The following is a 22813-nucleotide window of genomic DNA, read 5'->3' as shown; positions in this document are numbered from 1 at the left end:
GGGAACCGATGCCGCAATCAGACGCGATCCAGGCAAAAACGATCCAGGGCGGAGACATGAGCGACCTCATTGTCAGCTTCATCATGAGTGGCGGCGTCGGCTCGCGGCTTTGGCCGCTGTCGCGGGAAGATTTTCCAAAGCAGTTCCACGATCTTTCCGGCCAGGGATCGATGCTGCAGAAGACCGTCAGGCGGATGCGCGCGCGCCAGAGCGGCGTCGCGCCGGTTTATCTGCTCGCCTCCGAACTCCACGCAGCCCGCACCGGCCAGGACCTTGCAGGCATCGGGCTTAACGGTGGCAGAGCCGTCTTTGAGCCGGTGGGCCGCAATACGGCTGCCGCCGTGGCGCTCGCTACCGAGATCACGCTGCGCGAGCATGGCGACGCGCTTGTGCTTGTGGCGCCTTCGGATCATGAGATCTCCACCGATCGCGATTTCTGGGAGACCGTCGAGACGGGCATGCCTGCCGCCGCCGGCGGACAGGTGGTTGTTTTCGGCATTCGCCCGACCAAGCCCGAAACCGGCTTCGGCTATGTCGAGACCGGGCCTGAGCGTGACGGTGTACGCGATGTGATCCGGTTCGTCGAAAAGCCGGATGAGGCGGCGGCGAAGGCCTATCTGCAGCAGGGAAACTTTTCCTGGAACGCCGGCATCTTTCTGTTTCGCGCGAGCGTGATGCGCGAGGCTTTTCTAGCCCATGCGCCGGAAATCTGGCACGGAGCCGTCGCGGCGCTCGATCAGGCGGTGACGGATGTTTCCGGCACCTATCTGCCACATGATCTCTATGCCGCCGTTCCCTCGACCTCGGTCGATTACGCCATCATGGAGCACATCCGCAATATCGGGCTCGTCGAGGCGCGGTTTCGCTTCCATGATCTGGGTTCCTGGCAGTCGCTGCTCGATATGCGCGCCCAGTCCGGCGATCATGACGGCGACGGCAATGTCGTGGTGGGGGATGTTGTCGCCATCGATTGCGAGCACAGCTATCTGCGCAGCGAGGGGCGGCTGATCTCGGCAGTCGGTCTGCGCGACATGGCCGTCGTCGCCACGGAGGATGCGACCTTCGTTGCGCCGATTTCCGAGAGCCAGCATGTCCGCAAGATCGTCGAACAGCTGGAAAAGACGGGGCGGATCGAGACGAAATTCACGCCTGCGTCGGATCGCATGCCGATCGCCGGCGCTTATGCAACCCGTGTCCATCACTGGCTTTTCGAGGAGACGCTGCCTCTCTGGTCGACGGTTGGTGTGGACGAGCGCCATGGCGGCTTCTTCGAAGCGTTGTCGCTGACCGGCTTGCCGCTCGAGCGGATCAAGCGCACGCGCACCATGGCCCGCCAGATCTACGCCTTCGCGGTCGCCAAGGAGATGGGCTGGGACGGCCCGGCGCAGGAGCTGATCGATCACGGCATCCGCTTCATCAAGGCGCATGGCCGCACCGAGCGCGGCGGCTGGGTCAAGACGTTCAATCCGGATGGCAGCGTGGCGGACCCGACCGAGGATGCCTACGACCAATCCTTTATCCTGCTGGCGCTCGCTCATGCCCATAAGGCGGGGCACAAGGACGCGCTGCCGCTTGCGACCGAGACATTCGCCTTCATCGACGAATATCTCGCCGATGCGCGCTGCACCGGTTTTCTGGAGGAGCCCGGCGATCGCGACAAGCCGGACTGCATGCGCCGCTCCAATCCGCATATGCATCTGTTTGAGGCTTTTCTCGCCTGGCACTCCGTTACAGGCGAGCGTGGCTATCTGGAGCGCGCGGCGCGCATCGTCGATCTTTTCCGTCATCGCTTCTTCGATCCTGACAGCTGGACGCTGGGCGAATTCTTCACCCAGGACTGGGAGCGCGCTCCCGGCGAGAAGGGCGAGTGGACGGAACCGGGGCATCATTTCGAATGGGCTTCGCTGTTGTCCAGTTTCGCCGCCAGTTCGGGCCAGAAGGATGTGGTGCGGCTCGGGCGCAAGCTTTATGCCTCGGCCATCGCCAACGGGCTGAATCGGGCGACGGGGCTCGCCTATAATTCCGTTTCGCGCCATGGCCTGCCGATCGACCGCAATTCGCGCAGCTGGCCGCAGACTGAGGCGATCAAGGCGGCCATCGCGCTCGACGGCAATGGCGGACCGGATCTGAAACCCGAGATAGAAGCGCGGGTCGGCCGGCTGTTCCGCTGGCATATCGAGCCTGCGCCGAAGGGCCTGTGGATCGATCTCATCGATGAAGAAGGGCGTGCGCGGGCTGAAAACGTGCCGGCGTCGATCTTCTATCATCTCGTCTGCGCGCTGACCCAATATATGGATTTCACCAAAAAGGTCTGACAGCCCTTGGTGCAGAGATAGCGCCGTCCCCGCTGATTGTCAGCTCCGGGGTGCGGGCTCTGCCGTCTGCCCGCGCCCATCCCTCAGGTTCTATGAGGCCGCGGCTGATTCGTTTTCACGTTTTTCGCTTTGACGTAGCTGCGCTGTGTATCGGCGAGCGTTGCTTATGTGCAACTATCAATGTAAATGCACTTTTGCTTTTTAGACAAAGCAAAGAATTCCAAAATTTCATATAAATAAAATTTTATATTGAAAGACGCTATGATATTTCATGATTATTGAATGCGTAACTGCTGCTTATAAAGCATTTTAACGACTTATTAGCTATACTATTCTTATGGTTATCCAACAGTAATTTTGAAAAAGATATTTTTAAGAGGAAGTTTCAGATGATAGACCTTCGTGATCCCAAGACATCGCGCCTCATTTTGAAGCGGAAGGCAGCGATCCGCGGCGGTGTTTCGATTTCGACGCTTGCTTTGGCCATGATGGCCTTGCCGGGTCTCGCTTATGCCGCCTGCGCTGACAGCGCGGCGATCTGTGTGTCGCAGGCAACCGATGCGGGCGATCCGACCGTCCAAGGCAGCCTGAGCTGGGCCATCACCCAGGCAAATACGGGCGGCAACCAGACCATCGCGTTCGATCCCGCCGTCTTTACCGGGGCAAGTCCCACCCTGACCATGTCAGGCACAAATGTGCAGACGCCGCGCATCTCCGCCGGCGTTACCATCGACGGCACCGATGTGCCGGGCCTGACGATCGACGGCAACAATGAACGCGAAATCTTCTTCGCGCGGCCGGATGCGCCTGATACGATCGTCGATCCCATTCAACTGACGATCAAGAACGTTACTCTTGCCAATGGGCTTGCCAAAGGCGGGGACGGCGGTACAGTCGGCTACGGCGGCGGCGGCGGCATGGGTGCAGGCGGCGCTATCTTCGTCGGCAAGGGCGTCGCGCTTACGACCGAAAATGTCAGCTTGTCTGCCAATCAGGCGAAGGGCGGAATTGGTGGTGCCTCCACGGGAGATGTTTCTGGTTCTGGCGGCGGCGGACTGAATGGCGGTAATGGCGCAGACAGCATTTCGTTAACCGGCGGCGGTGGGGGCGGAGGATGGGGGGCCGGAACCAATGCTTCGGAGCAGACTGCTGGCGGCGCGAATCCCGGCAGTGATTATTCAGGTGGCAACGGCACGGGCGGAGTGGGTGATTCAGCCGGCTATGGCGGTGGCGGTGGCGGAGGGGGCCCCGCGGCAGCGCCTCCACAATCAACGCCTCGCGGAGGCAATGGCGGCTTTGGCGGAGGTGGTGGTGGCGGAAGCAATTTTGACAATACGCAAGGCCTCTACACTCCGGGAGGCAATGGCGGTTTCGGTGGCGGCGCCGGCGGCGGTTTCGATTCCAATGTTGGAGAGACAACAGCAGCCGAACCGGGTTATGGCGGCGGAACGACCGGCAACAGCCATGCCGGCGGCGGTGGCGCCGGCTTCGGCGGCGCGATCTTCGTCGAAGATGGCGGCTCTATCGTCATCGGCGGTAATGGCAGCGTTTCCGGTGGAGGGGTTGAAGGTGGTGCGGGCGGCGGTGGCGCAGCGGCTGTCGGTTTAAATCTCGGCAGCGGGTTTTTCCTCAATGGGACGACGGGGTTGAACGTCGAGGCTGCGGCGGGCGAGACGATCACCATCAGCGACAATATCGACAGCGATGCCTATAACGGCGCCGATGATGAGACCGATGACGATCCGGCAGGCGACGGCGTGGATAGTGGCGTCACCCAGAGCGGCCCGGGAACCCTCGAATTGCGGGGCACAAACACCTATGCCGGCGGGACGACGATCAGCGGCGGCACGGTCAATGTCGTAGATGACACAAATCTCGGTCATTCCAGCGGCGACGTGACGATCGATGGCGGTACGCTGCAGTTTGGCGCTGCCGTTGACAGCGATCGCGACATGACGCTCGGAACCGGCAACGGCACGATCGACACGATGGACAATGACAGCACGCTTTCCGGCGTCATCTCCGGTGCCGCGCTGACGAAGATCGGCAGCGGCATGCTGACGCTGACCGGCGACAACACCTATGACGGCGGGACGACGGTCGATGCAGGTGTGCTGCAACTGGGCGATGGCGGCACATCAGGCAGCGTTGACGGCAATGTGGCGCTGGCAGCCGGCACCGAGCTGGTGGTCAACCGCTCCGATGCGGTGACGCTCGATGATGTGATCTCCGGCGACGGCAAATTCACCCAGGCGGGGCCGGGTACGACGACGCTGACGGGGGAGAACAGCTATGCCGGCGGCACAGATATCACCGGCGGTATCCTTAACGTCACCTCCGATGCCAATCTGGGCGATGCGGCGGGTGACGTGAGCATCGATGGTGGCACGCTGCAGTTCGGGGCTTCCTTCGACAGCGCCCGCGACATGGCGCTCGGCGCCGGCAACGGCACGATCGACACCATGGACAACACCAACACGCTTTCCGGCATCATCTCCGGGGCAGGCGCCTTGACCAAGGATGGCGGCGGTAATTTGATCCTGACTGGGGATAATACCTATGCCGGCGGCACATCGGTGAATGGCGGGGTGTTGCAGATCGGCGATGGCGGCACGTCGGGCGACGTGACCGGCGCCATGGCGCTGGCCGGCGGCACCGAGCTGATCGTCAACCGCTCCGATGAAGTGACACTCGACAGCGACATTTCCGGCGATGGCAAGTTCACCCAGGCGGGAACCGGCACGACGGTCCTGACCGGCGATAATGATTATACGGGCGGGACATCGGTCGATGCCGGGGTGCTGCAGGTCGGCGATGGCGGCACGACAGGAAAGATCACCGGCGATGTGGCGGTTGCCAGCGGTGGCACGCTTGCGGTCAACCATTCCGATGCGGTGACGCTTGATGGTGTGGTCTCCGGCGGCGGCAAATTGGTCCAGGCAGGAACCGGCACGACGACACTGACCGGCGACAATACCTATGAAGGCGGGACATCGGTCGAGGCTGGTGTGCTGCAGATCGGCGATGGCGGCACGACAGGAAAGATCGACGGTGATGTGGCGGTTGCCAGCGGTGGCACGCTTGCGGTCAACCGTTCCGATGCGGTGACGCTTGATGGAGTGATCACCGGCGACGGCAAATTGGTCCAGGCAGGAACCGGCACGACGACACTGACGGGCAATAACAGCCATGCCGGTGGCACAGACATCAATGCCGGCATCCTCAATGTCACTTCGGACGCCAATCTCGGCGATGCGGATGGACCACTGACGATCGACGGCGGCACGCTGCAATACGGCGCTTCCTTCGACAGCGTGCGCGACATGACGCTTGGGGCGGGCAATGGCACGATCGATACGATGGACAACGACAACATGCTTTCCGGCATCATCTCCGGGGAAGGGGCGCTTACCAAAGACGGCAATGGTACGCTGACCCTGACCGGCGACAACATGTATGAAGGCGGCACATTGGTGAATGGCGGCGTGCTGCAGGTGGGTGATGGCGGCACGTCGGGCGACGTGGTCGGCGATGTTGATCTGGCGACCGGCACCGAGCTGATCGTCAACCGCTCCGACGCGGTGGAGCTCGACGGCGCCATCTCCGGTGACGGCAAATTCACCCAGGCGGGAACCGGCACGACGACACTGACGGGCAATAATACCCACAAGGGCGGGACCGACATCACCGCGGGCATCCTCAACGTCTCCTCGGATGCCAATCTCGGCGATTCAGCGGGGCCGCTGACCATCGACGGCGGCACGCTTCAATATGGCGCGTCGTTCGACAGCGTCCGCGATATGACGCTCGGCGACGGCAACGGCACGATCGACACGATGGACAACAACAACATGCTTTCCGGCGTCATCTCCGGCGATGGCGGGCTGACCAAGGCGGGCGACGGCACGCTGATTCTCGCCGGTGACAACGACTATCAGGGCGGCACCTCGGTCGATGCGGGCGTGCTGCAGATCGGCAATGGCGGTACCTCGGGCAGCATCGACGGCCCCGTGGCGCTGGCCGACGGCACCGAGCTGATCATCAAGCACGCCGACGCGGTGACGCTCGGTGCGGTCTCCGGCGGGGGCAAGCTCACCCAGGCGGGCTCCGGCACGACGACAGTGACGGGCGCAGCCGGCTATACCGGCGACACCGACATCGAGGACGGTGTGCTGAAGCTTGCCGGCGGCGGCAGCGTAGAGCAGTCGAACCGCGTCAAGGCCGACACGACATTCGACATATCGGCCATCGACGGCCCGCAGACGACGATACAGAGCCTGGCCGGCGGCGAGAGTGGCGAAGTGATCCTCGGCGGCAAGGATCTGATCATCGCCAATGGCAAGGATGCCTTTGCCGGCGTCATCACGGGTGATGGCGGCCTTTCCGTCAATGGCGGCCATCAGACGCTGACCGGCACCAATAAATATGCGGGCGGCACGGTGATCGGCGATGACGGCACATTGCAGATCGGCGATGGCGGCACCTCGGGCAGTGTCGCCGATCCGATCGATAACGAGGGCGTGCTGATCTACAACCTCTCCGGCGAATACCGCATCAACCAGATGACCGGCGACGGTTCACTGGTGCAGATGGGCGGCGGCACCGGCCTCATCGACTCGAAACAGGGCTTCACCAGCCGCGCCGTCATCGACGACGGCAATGTGCTGAAGCTCGTCGGCGACGGCGACATCAGCGCGGCGAGCGGGGTGACGGCCGACGGCACCTTCGACATCACAGGCATCGATGCCGACATGACCAGCATCAAGGGCCTGTCGGGCGGGCCGGACGGCCGCGTCCATCTCGGCGAAAAGGGGCTTGCCGTCACCGCCGCGCAGAATGACGATTTCCAGGGCGTCGTCGACGGCAATGGCGGTCTTGATATCACCGGCGGCAGGCAGATCCTGTCGGGCGACAACATCTACACAGGCGGCACCCATATCGCTGAAGGCGCGGCATTGCAGATCGGCAATGGCGGCACGTCGGGCAGCGTCAAGGGCGGCATCATCATCGACGGCCTGCTCGCCTTCAACCGCTCCGATATGTTCACCGCCGACAATCTTCTCTCAGGCGGCGGTACGCTGGAGCAGATCGGCAGCGGCACCACCATCCTGTCGGCCGATAATTCCGGCTTCACCGGCACCACCAATATCCGGGCCGGCACGCTGCAGATCGATCAGATGCTCGGCGGCACGATGAACGTGCTTGCCGGCGGCCAACTCTCCGGCACCGGCCCGGTCGGCAGCACCGTCAATGCAGGCGTCATCGCCCCCGGCGGCAACGGCGGCAAGGACATCGGCACTTTGACCATCAATGGCGACTATGCCGGTCAAGGTGGTCTCATCCGGCTCAACACCGTACTCGGCGGCGACAATTCGCCCACCGACCGGCTGGTGATCGCAGGCGACACCTCGGGTGAGAGCCATGTGCAGGTGATCAACCGGGGCGGGCTCGGCGCCAGGACGAATGCCGGCATCAAGATCATCGATATCGACGGCCAGTCCGACGGCAGCTTCACGCTTATCGGCGACTACACCACCAAAGACGGCGAGAGCGCGGTCATCGGCGGCGCCTATGCCTATACGTTGCACAAGAACGGCATCGCCACGCCCGGCGACGGCGACTGGTACCTGCGCAGCGAATATGCGCCGCAACCGGGCACGCCGTTGTATGAGGCCTATGGTCAGGTGCTGGCCCGCCTCAACACCGTCTCCACCCTACAGGAGCGTGCCGGCAACCGCTATTGGAGCGGCGCCGCCTATGCGCCGATCGCGCAAGGAGACGGCCCCAGCTTTACCGAGCCGGGCCCGGTCGCATTGACCGAGGCGGGAATGATCTGGAGCCGCATCGACGCGGCGCATGGCCACTACCGGCTCGACCAGTCGGTCAGCGGTGCCGAATACGACATCGACAGCTGGAAGCTCGAGGCCGGCATCGACGGTCAGTTCTATGAGAGCGAGCGCGGCAGGCTGATCGGCAGCGTCTGGGTCAATTACGGCACCGCCACGGCCGATATCGCCTCCTATTACGGCCATGGCACGATGGAGGTCGGCGGCACCGGCATCGGCGGTGCGCTGACCTGGTATGACAATGCCGGTTATTATCTCGATGCGCAGGGCCAGGTCACCTGGTTCGACAATGACCTGACCTCGTCGACCCTGCGCCGCAGCGTCCTCGACGGCGACAAGACGCTTGGTTATGTGCTGAGCGCCGAAAGCGGCCAGCGTATCGAGATCGACGAGAACTGGACGCTGACGCCGCAGTTTCAGGTCACCTACGCCACGCTCGGCCTCGATGGCTTCAGCGATCCCTATGGCGCAAGGGTCGATTATGACAGGCCCGACAGCCTGACCGGACGCCTCGGCATATCAGCCAATTTCCAGAGCGCCTGGCAGGACGATGCCGGCTTCACCCGCCAGAGCGATCTCTACGGCATAGCCAGCATCCATCGCGAGTTCCTCGGTCGCAACAAATGGAGCGTCTCGGGCGAGCGCTTCACCACGACGGAGGAGAAGGTCTGGGCCGAGATCGGCGCCGGCGGCACCTATAACTGGAGCGACGGCCAGTATGGCATGTTCGCAAAACTCGCGGCCAGAACCGGCGTTGAAGACTTCGCCGATAGCTATAGCGTCTCAGGAAACCTTGGCTTCAAAGTCAAATGGTGAGCTGGCGCCCGCGCAAAGCACGAGACGCAAGCAAACAGAAAAGGCGGCAAAATTGCCGCCTTTTCCTTTGCCATCAAGCGGTTTCGGTCACACCTTCTCAAGGGCGATCGCGATACCCTGGCCGACACCGATGCACATCGCCGCAAGCGCCAGCCGCGCATTGCCGAGTTTCAGCTCCAGAGCCGCCGTGCCGGTTATCCGCGCACCCGACATGCCGAGGGGATGGCCAAGCGCGATGGCGCCGCCATTCGGATTGACGCGCGGATCGTCGTCGGCGATGCCGAGATCACGCAGCGTCGCCAGTCCTTGCGAGGCGAAGGCCTCGTTGAGTTCGACGACGCCGAAATCCTGTGGCGTCAGTCCGAGCCGGCCACAGAGTTTCCGTGTCGCTGGAGCCGGGCCGAAGCCCATGATCCGCGGCGAGACACCGACGGCGGCTCCGCCCAGGATACGGGCTATGGGCGTCAGACCGTATTTTGCCGCTGCTGCCTGCGATGCGATGATCAGCGCCGCCGCGCCGTCATTGACGCCCGACGCATTGCCCGCCGTCACCGATCCGCCCCGACGGAAGGGCGTCGGCAGTTTCGCCAGAGTTTCCAATGTCGTTTGCGGGCGGGGATGCTCGTCCCGGTCGATGGTGATGACGTCGCCCTTGCGCTGCGGGACGGCGACCGGCGTGATCTCCTTCGCCAGCCGGCCACTTTCCATCGCCAGACCCGCCTTTTGCTGCGAGCGAAGGGCGAAGGCATCCTGGTCCTGCCGGGAAATATGGAAATCCTCGGCGACGTTTTCGCCGGTTTCCGGCATGGAATCGATACCATATTGTTGCTTCATCAGTGGATTGACGAAACGCCAGCCAATGGTCGTGTCATGGATTTCTGCGTGACGCGAAAAGGCGCTTTCCGCCTTCGGCATGACGAAGGGCGCACGCGACATGCTTTCGACGCCGCCTGCGATCACCAGTTCGCTTTCACCGGCGCGGATGGCGCGGGCTGCGGTGATCACGGCGTCCATTCCGGAGCCGCAGAGCCGGTTGATCGTGGTTCCCGGAACGTTTGCCGGAATGCCGGCCAGCAGCGACGACATGCGGGCGACGTTGCGGTTGTCTTCGCCCGCCTGATTGGCGCAGCCGAAGATGACATCGTCCACCGCTTCCCAGTCGACCGAGCCATTGCGCTCCATCAGGCTTTTCAGCGGAATGGCGCCGAGATCATCGGCGCGGACACCGGAAAGGGCTCCCCCGAAACGACCGATCGGGGTGCGGATGTAATCGCAGATATAGACGTCGCTCATCATGCGGCCTCATGCGCTTTTCTCGTGCGGGCGTTGATGTCGCGCAGCACGGAAAGTTCGGTGTCAGTCGGTATCGGCGTTTCGACGATCTGCGCCGCGAACTTCACCGGCCAGCCGCAATTTTCCTGGATCTGCTCGCGCGTCACGCCCTTATGGATCGAGGTGACGGTCAATTCCCTGGTTTGCGGATCGGGTTCCAGGATGCAGAGATCGGTGACGACGCGGGTTGGGCCACTGGTCTTCATACCGAGGCGGGCGCGATGGTCGCCGCCCTCGCCATGGCCGCCCTCCCCATCGCCCCCTTCGCCATGGCCCATGGAGGTGATGAAAGACAGCTTTTCGACGAAGCCGCGCTTCGACAATGCCATGGTGATGAAGATCCGGCCGCAATTGCTGGCGATCTCAGGCGCGCCGCCGCCGCCGGGCAACCGCACCTTGGGATGGCTATAAGGGCCGACGACGGTGGTATTGAGATTGGCGAATTTGTCGATCTGCGCGCCGCCGAGGAAACCGGTGGTGATGCGCCCGCCCTGCAGCCAATAGCGGAACATCTCCGGCACGGAAACAGTGAAGAGCGCGGTATCGCAGAGTTCGCCGTCGCCGATCGACAGCGGCAGGACATCAGGCTTGGTGCCGACGGTGCCGCTTTCATAGATCAGCGTGATATCAGGCGCATGCGTCAGCCGGGCGACGTTGCAGGCAGCAGAGGGAGCGCCGATGCCGACGAAGCAGACATCCTCATTGGTGAGCGCGCGTGCGGCGGCGATGGTCATCATTTCGTTCGCGGTGAAATCATGGGTCATGGCGGCGATCCCTAAGCTGCATTTGCCGTGGATTTTCCGGCGTATCGGGCAAAGTCCTCCGACCGTGCGGCCATCACGTTTTCCCTGATCCATGCCTGAAAGCTGTCTCGATCGCGCGAAATCTTGTCCCAGGCGATGTAGAAGGCGTTGGACCGCGGGTAATAGCCATGCGCATAGGAGGGGAAGGCGCCGCCCGGCACATGCACCACCGAGGTGACGGCCCATCCGGGAAGAACCACGGAATTGGGCGAGGGCGGGTTCAACTCGTCGACGATCTCTTCCACGGTGACAATGGAGCGCCTGGCGGCCAGGACTGCCTCCTTCTGGACACCGACAATGCCCTCGATCAGCACGTTTCCGGCACGGTCGGCGCGCTGTGCATGAATGATCGAGACATCGGGCCGGATGGCCGGAACGGCGGCCAGAACCTCGCCGGTGAACGGGCATGTGACCTGTCTGATATTCGGATTGACCTTCGGCAGATCGGCGCCGATATAGCCGCGCAGCGTGGCGAAGGGCAGGTTTGCCGCACCCGCCTCATAGGCATTCGCCATGGCGGCATGGGAATGCTCTTCGATTTCGAGCGGCCGCGGCCACTGGTTTTCCACCGCATCGCGGAAGCGGTGCAGCGAGCCGACGCCGGGATTGCCGCCCCATGAGAACTTCATGCCGCGGGCGCATCCGGCGCCGATCAGCTGATCATAGATCAGGTCGGGGGTCATGCGGATCAGGAAGAGATCCTTGCGGCCCTGTCGGATCACCTCATGGCCGGCGGCATAGGGGATGAGATGTGTAAAACCTTCCATGGCGACGCTGTCGCCATCCCTGACCGCATCCTCGATCGCCTGGGAAAGTGAACATATGCGCGCCATCGGCACTCCTCCTCGACCGCAGGAGCCATGTCACCCGCCGATATGGCGGGTCCGCTCCTCTTATTGTGAGCAGAGCTAGCTTCAGGTTTCCCGGGAGGTCAATTCATTATGTGCGATAATTGACATTTGTTCGTATATCGCACAAACTAAAAGGAGCAAAGTGTGGCAAACAGCGAAGATGGCCCATGCGCGAAACGGATTTCATCAGCGGATTTGCCAAGGGGCTTTCGGTCATCGAGGCATTCGGCGAGGAGACGTCGAGGCTTTCCATTTCCGATGTATCCGGGATCACCGGGCTGGAGCGGGCGACGGCCAGGCGCTGTCTTCTGACCCTCGCCCAGCTCGGCTATGCCGATTACGATGGAAAATATTTCACCCTGACGCCGCGCATCCTGCGGCTGGGGCACGCCTATCTCTCGGCGACATCGCTGCCGCGGCTGATCCAGCCTTTTTTGGATCAACTGTCGGAAAAGGTTGGAGAAAGCGCTTCTGCCTCCGTTCTCGACGGCAACGAGGTCGTCTATATCGCCCGGGCTTCGCAGCGGCGGGTGATGTCGATCAATCTGAGCCCGGGCAGCCGCCTGCCGGTCTATTGCGCATCGATGGGGCGTGTGCTGCTCGCGGCCCTGCCGGAGATGGAGGCGCGCGCCATTCTCGATGCCTCCGAACTCAAGGCCCATACCAAGTATACGAAGACGGAACCGGCGCAACTCATGGAAGAACTGCGGCGTGTGCGCGAAGAAGGCTATGCGCTGATCGACCAGGAGCTCGAAATCGGTCTTTGTTCGATCGCCGTGCCGTTGGCCGATCGGAAAGGCCAGATCGTCGCGGCATTGAATATCGGCGCGCAGGCAGCCCGTACGACTCTTAAAGATATGACTGGGCGTTATCTTCCGCTGATGCGTGAAGCTCAGTCTTCGATTGCCGGAATTCTTTCATAAAGCTTCGCTGGCGGGGTGGCGAAAGCTATTCATTGTGTGAATCCAGTGAATCATATGAATAAAACTGGGCGGCATCGCTTGATACGGCCGAGCCAAGCTGCACATACTCGCAGCGAAAGGCCATTGGAATCGTTTTGATGTCATGCGCCAAGAAAGGCCGGTGTCGACCCCGATCCAGCTTGGCAAGTCACGGGAGACCGTCATGCCAGCCTATCAGATCAGAATTGCCTACCTCACCCAATATCGCCGGACACGGCACTATTTTCATCGGTTGATCATCGCAGGCGACCAGGATCTGGCCCTCACGGAGGGGCGGGCGCAACTGGCGAAACGCTCGCCCAATGCGCGGATCGTCCATGAAAGTGCCCTCCTAAGGCCGGACAGTCGTGACATAGAGGCCGCGATGTCGTCGGGTTGGATGCTTAGGGATGGATGGTGGACCCGTCCAATAAGGGCGGGCGATGATCTCGCCATCATTGCTATGCATGGTCATGCCGACAGCAAGCATATCAATGCCAGGACGCCGGCCGGTTGTATCGCCATCGATAGGGCTTGATCCTGGAGGGCCCCTATCTCTTGCCTACGCAAATATTTTCACGCTGCCGCGCTATTTTGATGGCGGGGCATGGTTCAAATACAACTATTGATAACTACATTTTAGGGGTATGATGCGAGTAATGCTTTAATGTTATTTGTACGTGTTTCGAATTATAAGTAAACAAGAAATTTATTGAAATAATATTGCCTGGGAGAATTAGATTATGACAAACATGATTGAAATCAAGGCCAGTCTCCGGAGCCCCTCATTGATCGATGGTAGGCCGGATGAGTGTCGTTAACAACGAGCGTACGAAGCTTCTGGCGTATGCACTGGACCGTGCGTCCACGGCCTGTTTTACAGTTGGGATTGCTACGCCCGTCGCTGCCTATCTGTACAATGTGGACAACGTCGATAACACGATCAGCCATGCAAGGCTGATGCTCGGGCTCGTTGGCTGGCTCATGGCCTCTGCTGTCCTGCATTATCTCGGCACACGCGTGCTGAGGGGGCTTCGCTGATGGATGGAACCTGGATGCTCGCCTTCATCATCGTGCCTGTGATCGTGGTGCTGATTGCCTATGTCGCCGTCATTCGCCATGAAGGCCGGGACCGCGACGACTGACGCGCTACGAAAGGCCATTTTCTTTTTCGGCTTTCGTATCTATTCTCAGTGGGAAAAACGAAAGTCCGAGGGGAAAATGTATCTGACACCGAGACATAACGAAATCCTGGAATTGGCCAAGGAGCAGGGCCGGGTACTGGTCGATGATCTCGCCGCGCTCTTCAACGTGACGCCGCAGACGATCCGCAAGGATCTCAACGATCTCTGCCAGCAGCAGCTTTTGACCCGCATCCATGGCGGTGCGCTCTATCCCTCCGGTGTCGAGAATTTGCAATATGAGGCACGCCGTCAGATCGCTGCGCAGGAAAAGGAGGGGATCGGCGCGGCCGCGGCCGAGCTCATCCCCGACGGGGCGTCGCTCTTCATCAATATCGGCACCACGACGGAGGCGGTCAGCCAGGCACTGTTGGACCGCAAGGCGCTGATGGTGATTACGAATAACATCAATGTTGCCAACAGGATGCGCGTCTATCAGGGTATGGAGGTCGTCATCGCGGGCGGCGTGGTGCGCGGCTCCGACGGCGGCGTCGTCGGCGAGGCGGCGGTGGATTTCATCCGCCAGTTCAAGGTGGATTTCGCCGTCATCGGCACCTCGGCCATAGACCGCGACGGCGCATTGCTGGATTTCGATTTCCGCGAAGTGAAGGTGGCGCAGGCCATCATCGCCAATGCCCGCCATGTCATCCTGGTTTCCGACTCGACCAAATTCGAGCGAAACGCGCCGGTGCGCATCGGCCATCTCTCGCAGGTTCACACCTTCATCACCGATCATTGCCTCGATCCTGGCATCCGGGAAATCTGTAGGGAATTCAAGGTTCGGCTCATCGAAACCTCGCCTGTTGCAATTCCCTAATGGTTTTCGTTTGACATTCGTATCATTTTCGAAATAATCACAACATCTTTCGTATTGGCAAGAAATGCTGCATTGCGAAAGATGGGGAAGTCCGAAGAGGGGGGAACTGCTTTTCCATCGGACTTGTGGAGAAACAATGAGTTGGAGCGGCTTTTCGCTCTCAGAGGCAGCGCTGTGGACGACAACCCGACATATGACATCTTTGTCATCGGTGGCGGCATCAACGGATGCGGCATCGCGCGGGACGCGGCGGGGCGCGGCTATTCGGTCTATCTGGCCGAGATGAATGATCTTGCCAGCGGCACGTCGTCGGGCTCGACCAAGCTCATCCATGGCGGCTTGCGCTATCTCGAACATTACGAGTTCCGGCTGGTGCGCGAGGCGCTGATGGAACGCGAGGTGCTCTGGGGCAACGCGCCGCACATCATCCATCCCATGCGTTTCGTCCTGCCTTTTCACAAGGGGGGCGTGCGTCCGGCATGGCTGTTGCGCCTCGGCCTGTTCCTCTACGACCATATCGGCGGACGCAGGAAGCTGCCGCCGACGCGCACGCTCGACATGCGCCGCGATGCGGCCGGAAAGCCGTTGAAACCGCTGTTCACCAAGGCGTTCGAATATTCCGATTGCTGGGTCAACGATGCCCGCCTGGTGGCGTTGAATGCGCGTGATGCGGCCGACCGGGGCGCGGTGATCGGCACACGGGCCAAGGTGACGAAAGCCCGCCGCGACGGCGGGAAGTGGCAGATTTCGGTCGAAGATACGATTACCGGCCGCACGGAGCAGGTCGAAGCGCGGCTTCTGGTCAATGCGGCGGGGCCGTGGGTCGATCATGTGGTCGCGGGAATAGCCGGAAAGGACGTGCACAATGTCCGGCTGGTGCAGGGCAGCCATATCGTCACGCGCACGAAGTTTGACGATCCGCGCGCTTATTTCTTCCAGAACAATGACGGGCGCATCATCTTCGCCATTCCCTATGAGGATGATTTCACGCTGATCGGCACCACCGATCAGGATTATGAAGGCGATCCGGCAAATGCTGCGATCAGTGAAAAAGAGATCGATTATCTCAGCGCGGCTGCGAGTGAATATTTCCGCCAGCCGGTCAGCCAAGACGATATCGTCTGGACCTATTCGGGCGTCCGCCCGCTTTATGACGATGGCGCATCGAAAGCGCAGGAGGCGACCCGCGATTACGTGCTGAAGGAAGATGCGTCGGAAAGTGCTGCGCCGCTGATCAATGTCTTCGGCGGCAAGATCACCACCTATCGGCGTCTTTCCGAGCATATGCTGGAGAAGATAGAGGGATTTCTGGGCGCCAAGGGACCATCCTGGACGCGGTCCGTGCCTTTGCCGGGCGGCGATTTCCCGATGACGGCGTTTGATGCCGAATTGCGCAGCTTCAAGGCACGATATGCCTTTCTCGATGAAGCACATGCTCGTAGGCTGTTCAGGCTCTATGGAACGAGGGCCAACGCATTGCTGGGAGAGACGACCTCATATCAGGATATGGGCCGGCATTTCGGCGCAGATCTCTACGAGGCTGAGGTTCGCTACCTCATCGAGAACGAGTGGGCGCTGACTGCCGATGATGTTTTGTGGCGGCGCACGAAACTGGGCTTGCGGCTAACGTCACAGGAAGTGGCGGCGCTTGCGGATTTCATGGCGCAAGCCACGGGCGTCCGCAATCCGGGCACAAGGCGGAAAAAAGTCGCCGCAGCGGCGAGCAGATAGTATTTGGCAGGTAACGTTGGCAGGTGGCGTTTACGTGCGGGAGGAGGAGAACGAGTGCTGGAGTTACGGAACGTTTCCAAGGTCGTTGGCGGCAAGACCCATCTCAGCGATATATCGCTGAAATTGGAGCACGGGACGCTGAATGTCCTGCTTGGCCCGACGCTATCGGGCAAGACCAGCCTGATGCGCATCATGGCGGGGCTCGACGTGCCGACTTCGGGTTCACTGTGGTTCGACGGGAAAGATAGAACGGGCGTGCCGGTGCAGAAGCGCTCGGTCGCCATGGTCTACCAGCAGTTCATCAATTACCCGGCTTTCACGGTCTACGAGAATATTGCCTCTCCCATGCGGGTTGCGGGCATCGACAGCGCGACCATCGACCGGGAAGTGCGCAAGACCGCGGAACTCCTGAAGCTGACGCCTTATCTCGACAGAATGCCGCTCAATCTCTCCGGTGGACAGCAGCAGCGCACGGCGCTCGCCCGTGCCATCGTCAAGAATGCCAGGCTGGTGCTGCTCGACGAGCCGCTCGCCAATCTCGACTATAAGCTGCGCGAGGAGTTGCGGGCGGAACTGCCGAAGCTTTTCGCCGCGTCCGGCGCGATCTTCGTCTATGCCACCACCGAACCCTTGGAGGCGCTGCTGCTCGGCGGCAATACCGCCGCGCTTTCCGAAGGGCGTGTCACGCAATTCGGGCGGACCATCGATGTTTTCCGCCAGCCTGCCGATCTCATCACCGCGCAAACCTTCGCCGATCCGCCGCTCAACACGATCGCGGTCGAAAAGAAGGATGGTGCCTTCCATCTGGAGGGCGATATCAATTTTGCCGTTCCGGCGGATTGGCGCGGGATACAGGACGGCGCTTATGTGATGGGTTTTCAGCCGCATCATCTCTCCTTCGAGCGGTCCGGAAAGGATGCTTTCGCCATCCGCGCCAAGATCATCGCCACCGAGATCACCGGTTCTGAAAGCTATATCCACCTTGCCTTTGCGAATGTGCGCTGGTCGATGCTGGCGCGCGGGGTCCATGAATTGAACGCTGGTGAAATCGTCGATCTCGCCCTCGATCCGCGCAATCTGATGATCTTCGACGCGGGCGGCAATTCCGTCATCCGCCGCCAGAAACTGGCGGCATAGGAGGAATCATGGCGCGCATCGAACTCGATCATATCCGTCATGCCTACGGGCCCAATCCGAAATCGGATGCCGATTACGCATTGAAGGAAGTACATCACACCTGGGAGGACGGCGGTGCCTATGCGTTGCTCGGCCCTTCCGGCTGCGGCAAGACCACGCTGCTCAACATCATTTCGGGGCTGATCCATCCCTCCCACGGCCAGATATTGTTCAACGGCCAGGACGTCACTGATCTGTCGACGCAGGAGCGCAATATCGCGCAGGTGTTCCAGTTCCCCGTCATCTACGACACGATGACTGTTTACGACAATCTGGCCTTTCCGCTGCGCAATCGCGGCGTTGCCGAAGCCGATGTCGACCGCAAGGTGCGCGAAACCCTTGAGATGATCGACCTTGCAGACTGGGTCAACAAGAAGGCGCGCGGTCTGACCGCCGACCAGAAGCAGAAGATCTCGCTCGGTCGCGGCCTGGTCCGCTCCGATGTCAATGCGATCCTGTTCGACGAGCCTTTGACGGTCATCGATCCGCACATGAAATGGATATTACGCTCGCAGTTGAAGGAACTGCATCGGCGCTTCGGTTTCACCATGGTCTATGTCACGCATGATCAGACGGAAGCACTGACCTTCGCGCAGAAGGTCGTCGTCATGTATGAGGGCGAGATCGTGCAGATCGGCACGCCGAGTGAACTTTTCGAGCGGCCGAAGCATACATTCGTCGGCTATTTCATCGGTTCGCCGGGCATGAATGTCGTGCCCGTCGAGATCGAGGGAAAGCAAGCCCGGTTCGGCGGGCAGACTGTCGATCTGCCCGGTGCGCCGGATATGCCTGCGGCGAAGGGCAGAATGGAACTCGGCATACGCCCGGAATATGTGCGGCTTGGCCGCGAGGGCATGCCTGTTTCCATCGCCAAGGTCGAGGATATCGGCCGCCACAAGATCGTGCGCACGCAGCTGGAAGGGCAGGAGATCGCCGTCATTCTCGCCGAGGATGAGGATGTTCCCGCCGATCCGCACATTGTTTTCGACACTAAGGGTATCAACGTCTACGCCGATTCATGGCGCGTGGCTTGGGGAGGATAGGCCATGGACAAGACATGGAACAACAAAGCCTGGTTCATGGTGCTGCCGGTTCTGCTGCTGGTGGCGTTCTCGGCGGTCATTCCGCTGATGACGGTCGTGAACTATTCCGTGCAGGATACCTTCGGCAATAACCAGTTCTTCTGGGCCGGGACCGAATGGTACCAAGAAATGCTGCATTCCGAGCGCTTTCACACGGCGCTGCTGCGCAATTTGCTCTTCTCCTTCACCATTCTGGCGATCGAGGTCCCGCTCGGCATCCTGATCGCGCTCAACATGCCGCGCAAGGGCTGGGGCGTTCCCGTCTGCCTGGTGCTGATGGCGCTGCCGCTGCTTATTCCGTGGAACGTGGTCGGCACCATCTGGCAGGTCTTCGGGCGTGTCGATATCGGCCTTCTCGGACGCACGCTCAGCCAACTCGGCATCCATTACAATTACGTGCAAAACCCGCTGCACGCCTGGATCACCGTCATCGTCATGGATGTCTGGCACTGGACGAGCCTGGTGGTGCTGCTCTGCTATGCCGGACTGGTGTCGATCCCCGATGCCTTCTACCAGGCCGCCAAGATCGACGGCGCGTCGCGCTGGGCGATCTTCCGTTACATCCAGCTGCCGAAGATGAACCGCGTTTTGCTGATCGCCGTCCTGCTTCGTTTCATGGACAGTTTCATGATCTATACCGAGCCCTTCGTCGTCACCGGCGGCGGACCCGGCAATTCGACGACATTCCTTTCCATCGATCTGGTCAAAATGGCCGTGGGCCAGTTCGATCTCGGTCCCGCGGCGGCGATGTCGATCATCTACTTCCTGATCATCCTGGCGCTGTCGTGGGTCTTCTATACGGTCATGACCAGTTACGATGCGGAGCGCTGAGATGAGTGTCGCACAGAACAAGCTTACGGCGGAACGCAAGGGTAATTCATTCGGCCAGGCGCCATCCATGCCGCCGGATGCGCAGGCAACCCTTGCCCGCACGATGCGCCGGCGCGGTGAGCAGTCTCGCTTCTGGTGGCTGATCCCGACGCTCTACATCATCTTCCTGATGCTGCCGATCTACTGGCTCATCAATATGAGCTTCAAGACCACGGCTGAGATCCTTTCGACCTTTTCGCTGTGGCCGGTCGAGCCGACGCTGCACAATTACGCCGTCATCTTTACAGATCCGTCGTGGTATTCGGGCTATATCAACTCGATCATCTATGTGGTGATGAACACGGTGATTTCGGTGCTGGCGGCGCTGCCGGCGGCCTATGCCTTCTCGCGCTACCGCTTTCTCGGCGACAAGCATCTGTTCTTCTGGCTTTTGACCAACCGCATGGCGCCGCCGGCGGTGTTCGTGCTGCCGTTCTTCCAGCTCTACTCGGCGTTCGGGCTGATCGACACGCATATTGCGGTGGCCATCGCGCATTGCCTGTTCAACGTGCCGCTCGCCGTCTGGATCCTCGAAGGCTTCATGTCCGGTGTGCCGAAGGAGATCGACGAGACCGCCTATATCGACGGCTATTCGTTCCCGCGCTTCTTCGTCAAGATATTCATGCCGCTCATCGCCAGCGGAATCGGGGTCGCGGCCTTCTTCTGCTTCATGTTCTCATGGGTCGAGCTTCTCATCGCCAGAACCCTGACGACGACGGCGGCCAAACCCATCGCGGCGACGATGACGCGCACCGTTTCGGCGTCGGGGCTCGACTGGGGCGTGCTCGCCGCAGCCGGTGTCCTGACGATCATTCCCGGCGCGCTGGTGATCTATTTCGTCCGCAATTATATTGCCAAGGGCTTTGCCCTGGGGAGGGTGTGATGGATTTCTCATGGATGGCCTGGACCTGGCCGACGGCGATCTTCTTCATGACGATCCTGGCGCTGCTCGTCGGCATGGCGGTCTGGGAATATGTCTCCCCGGGCGGCAATCCGCGTGTCGGCGTTCTGCGCTTCGAGACGACGCGCGGCGACCGGCTTTTTGTCTCGCTGCTCGGATCAGCTTTTATAAATCTCGCATGGCTGGGGCTCGTCGGCCCCAATCTGTGGTGGGCTCTTGCTCTGTCCGTGGTCTACGCCATCGGCGTATTTCGCTACGTCTAGGGGGAGGAAATGAGCGCCAGCTCGTCAAGCGGGCGCTGGACTGAAACTGCAATCGCAACTCTTGGGAGGAACTAATATGCGACGGCATCTACTCACATCGACAACGGCGCTCGTGCTGCTGTTGGCTACAGGCAACGCACTCGCCGGAATGGACGAGGCGGAGGAATTTCTCGACAAGGAAATCGGTGACCTGTCGACGCTTTCGCGCGCCGATCAGGAAAAGGAAATGCAATGGTTCATCGATGCGGCGAAGCCTTTCGCCGGCATGGAGATCAAGGTCGTTTCCGAAACCATCACCACGCATGAATATGAATCGAAGGTGCTGGCGCCGGCTTTCACCGCCATCACCGGCATCAAGATCAGCCATGATCTGATCGGCGAGGGCGATGTCGTCGAAAAGCTGCAGACGCAGATGCAGTCGGGCGAGAACATCTATGACGCCTATGTCAACGACAGCGATCTGATCGGAACGCATTGGCGCTATCAGCAGGTCCGCAACCTGACCGACTGGATGGCCGATGAGGGCAAGGACGTTACCAATCCTGGTCTCGATATCGATGATTTCATCGGAAAATCGTTCACAACCGCGCCTGACGGCAAGCTCTACCAGCTTCCTGACCAGCAATTCGCCAACCTCTACTGGTTCCGCTACGACTGGTTCAACGACGAGAAGAACAAGGCCGATTTCAAGGAAAAATACGGCTACGATCTCGGCGTTCCGGTCAATTGGTCGGCTTACGAGGACATTGCCGAGTTCTTCACCGGACGCGAGATCGACGGCAAGAAGGTCTTCGGCCATATGGACTATGGCAAGAAGGACCCGTCGCTCGGCTGGCGGTTCACCGACGCCTGGCTTTCGATGGCCGGCAATGGCGACAAGGGCATTCCGAACGGCAAGCCGGTCGACGAATGGGGCATCAAGGTCGATGCGGATTCGCGTCCCGTCGGCTCCTGCGTGGCGCGCGGCGGCGATACCAATGGCCCGGCTTCCGTCTATGCTATCGAGAAGTATCTCGAATGGATGAAGGCCTACGCGCCGCCGGAAGCGCAGGGCATGACCTTCTCCGAATCCGGTCCGGTCCCGGCGCAGGGCAATATCGCCCAGCAGATCTTCTGGTACACGGCGTTCACCGCCGATGCCGTCAAGAAGGGCCTGCCCGTCGTCAACGAGGACGGCACGCCGAAATGGCGCATGGCGCCTTCGCCGCATGGCGTCTACTGGAAAGACGGCATGAAGCTCGGTTATCAGGACGTCGGTTCCTGGACACTGATGAAATCGACGCCTGATGATCGCGCCAAGGCAGCATGGCTCTACGCGCAGTTCGTCACTTCGAAGACCGTCGACGTGAAGAAGAGCCATGTGGGCCTGACGCTCATCCGCGAAAGCTCCATCGGGCATGAAAGCTTCACCAAGCGTGCGCCCGAGCTTGGTGGCCTGATCGAGTTCTATCGCTCGCCGGCTCGCGTGCAATGGTCGCCGACCGGCACCAACGTGCCTGATTATCCGAAGCTGGCGCAGCTCTGGTGGCAGGCGATCGGCGACGCATCTTCGGGGGCGAAGACCCCGCAGGAAGCCATGGACTCGCTCTGCGCCGAGCAGGAAAGGGTCATGGAGCGCCTCGAACGCGCCGGCGTTCAGGGCGATATCGGCCCGAAGCTCGCCGAGGAGCACGATCTGCAATATTGGCATGACGATGCCGTCAAGCACGGCAATCTCGCGCCTCAGCTGAAGGTCGAGAACGAAAAGGAAAAGCCCGTCACCGTCAATTATGACGAGCTGGTCAAGAGCTGGCAGAAATAAGCCAGAGCCCTCCTGTGGGAGAAATTGGGCCGGATAGCGATATCCGGCCCTTTTTGCTGCTCATATCTCCGTCGATGGCATAGGGCG

Annotated in this window: 16 protein-coding genes; 13 read left to right on the top strand and 3 right to left on the bottom strand. The window is 60.8% G+C overall.

The window, feature by feature from the left end:
- Positions 1-56 precede the first annotated feature (56 nt).
- Both C5748_RS24775 and C5748_RS24770 read left to right on the top strand, forming a co-directional pair.
- Positions 57-2315 (top strand): AGE family epimerase/isomerase, encoded by a 2259-nt coding sequence (locus C5748_RS24775; protein WP_105745376.1) that lies wholly within the window; start codon positions 57-59, stop codon positions 2313-2315.
- A gap of 389 nt (positions 2316-2704) precedes the next feature.
- The gene (locus C5748_RS24770; protein ID WP_105745336.1) at positions 2705-8977 is read left to right on the top strand and encodes an autotransporter-associated beta strand repeat-containing protein; all 6273 of its coding nucleotides are present in this window, start codon (positions 2705-2707) and stop codon (positions 8975-8977) included.
- Between the two features lie 87 nt (positions 8978-9064).
- Here C5748_RS24770 and pcaF read toward each other — a convergent pair whose 3' ends face one another.
- The 3 genes from pcaF to C5748_RS24755 are packed head-to-tail and all read right to left on the bottom strand — an operon-like array spanning position 9065 to position 11945.
- Complete coding sequence (gene pcaF / locus C5748_RS24765; RefSeq protein ID WP_105745334.1) at positions 9065-10270, bottom strand: 3-oxoadipyl-CoA thiolase; 1206 nt, start codon at positions 10268-10270, stop codon at positions 9065-9067.
- Positions 10270-11073 carry a CoA-transferase subunit beta gene (locus C5748_RS24760; RefSeq protein ID WP_105745332.1) on the bottom strand — a complete coding sequence of 268 codons (804 nt, stop codon included), beginning with the start codon at positions 11071-11073 and terminating at the stop codon, positions 10270-10272. The genes pcaF and C5748_RS24760 overlap by 1 nt, the downstream gene beginning before the upstream one ends.
- Before the next feature lie 11 nt (positions 11074-11084).
- Positions 11085-11945, bottom strand: coding sequence for a CoA transferase subunit A (locus C5748_RS24755; RefSeq protein ID WP_105745330.1), 861 nt, complete (start codon positions 11943-11945; stop codon positions 11085-11087).
- A 185-nt stretch (positions 11946-12130) separates the two neighbouring features.
- Here C5748_RS24755 and C5748_RS24750 point away from each other — a divergent pair, with 185 nt between their 5' ends.
- From C5748_RS24750 to C5748_RS24700, 11 genes are all read left to right on the top strand, one after another.
- A complete protein-coding gene (locus tag C5748_RS24750; protein WP_105745328.1) occupies positions 12131-12886 on the top strand; it encodes an IclR family transcriptional regulator in 756 nt (251 codons plus the stop codon).
- A 160-nt stretch (positions 12887-13046) separates the two neighbouring features.
- The gene (locus C5748_RS24745) at positions 13047-13442 is read left to right on the top strand and encodes a hypothetical protein (RefSeq protein ID WP_146119617.1); all 396 of its coding nucleotides are present in this window, start codon (positions 13047-13049) and stop codon (positions 13440-13442) included.
- Between the two features lie 269 nt (positions 13443-13711).
- Positions 13712-13945 (top strand): hypothetical protein, encoded by a 234-nt coding sequence (locus C5748_RS24740; RefSeq protein ID WP_199194893.1) that lies wholly within the window; start codon positions 13712-13714, stop codon positions 13943-13945.
- A 180-nt stretch (positions 13946-14125) separates the two neighbouring features.
- Positions 14126-14902 (top strand): DeoR/GlpR family DNA-binding transcription regulator, encoded by a 777-nt coding sequence (locus tag C5748_RS24735; RefSeq protein WP_105745323.1) that lies wholly within the window; start codon positions 14126-14128, stop codon positions 14900-14902.
- Positions 14903-15076: 174 nt separating this feature from the next.
- Positions 15077-16633, top strand: a complete 1557-nt coding sequence (glpD, locus tag C5748_RS24730; protein WP_105745375.1) for a glycerol-3-phosphate dehydrogenase — start codon at positions 15077-15079, stop codon at positions 16631-16633.
- Between the two features lie 54 nt (positions 16634-16687).
- Positions 16688-17770 (top strand): ABC transporter ATP-binding protein, encoded by a 1083-nt coding sequence (locus C5748_RS24725; RefSeq protein WP_105745321.1) that lies wholly within the window; start codon positions 16688-16690, stop codon positions 17768-17770.
- Between the two features lie 8 nt (positions 17771-17778).
- Positions 17779-18852 carry an ABC transporter ATP-binding protein gene (locus C5748_RS24720; protein ID WP_105745319.1) on the top strand — a complete coding sequence of 358 codons (1074 nt, stop codon included), beginning with the start codon at positions 17779-17781 and terminating at the stop codon, positions 18850-18852.
- A 3-nt stretch (positions 18853-18855) separates the two neighbouring features.
- Positions 18856-19722, top strand: coding sequence for a carbohydrate ABC transporter permease (locus C5748_RS24715; RefSeq protein WP_105745317.1), 867 nt, complete (start codon positions 18856-18858; stop codon positions 19720-19722).
- Between the two features lie 67 nt (positions 19723-19789).
- The gene (locus tag C5748_RS24710) at positions 19790-20644 is read left to right on the top strand and encodes a carbohydrate ABC transporter permease (protein ID WP_425350302.1); all 855 of its coding nucleotides are present in this window, start codon (positions 19790-19792) and stop codon (positions 20642-20644) included.
- Positions 20644-20925 carry a DUF2160 domain-containing protein gene (locus tag C5748_RS24705; protein ID WP_105745315.1) on the top strand — a complete coding sequence of 94 codons (282 nt, stop codon included), beginning with the start codon at positions 20644-20646 and terminating at the stop codon, positions 20923-20925. The genes C5748_RS24710 and C5748_RS24705 overlap by 1 nt, the downstream gene beginning before the upstream one ends.
- Before the next feature lie 76 nt (positions 20926-21001).
- The gene (locus C5748_RS24700; protein ID WP_105745313.1) at positions 21002-22726 is read left to right on the top strand and encodes an ABC transporter substrate-binding protein; all 1725 of its coding nucleotides are present in this window, start codon (positions 21002-21004) and stop codon (positions 22724-22726) included.
- Positions 22727-22813 lie beyond the last annotated feature (87 nt).

The organism is Phyllobacterium phragmitis, assembly GCF_002980495.1.
GTDB lineage: Bacteria > Pseudomonadota > Alphaproteobacteria > Rhizobiales > Rhizobiaceae > Paramesorhizobium > Paramesorhizobium phragmitis.
This window is presented reverse-complemented; position numbering and strand designations above follow the sequence as displayed.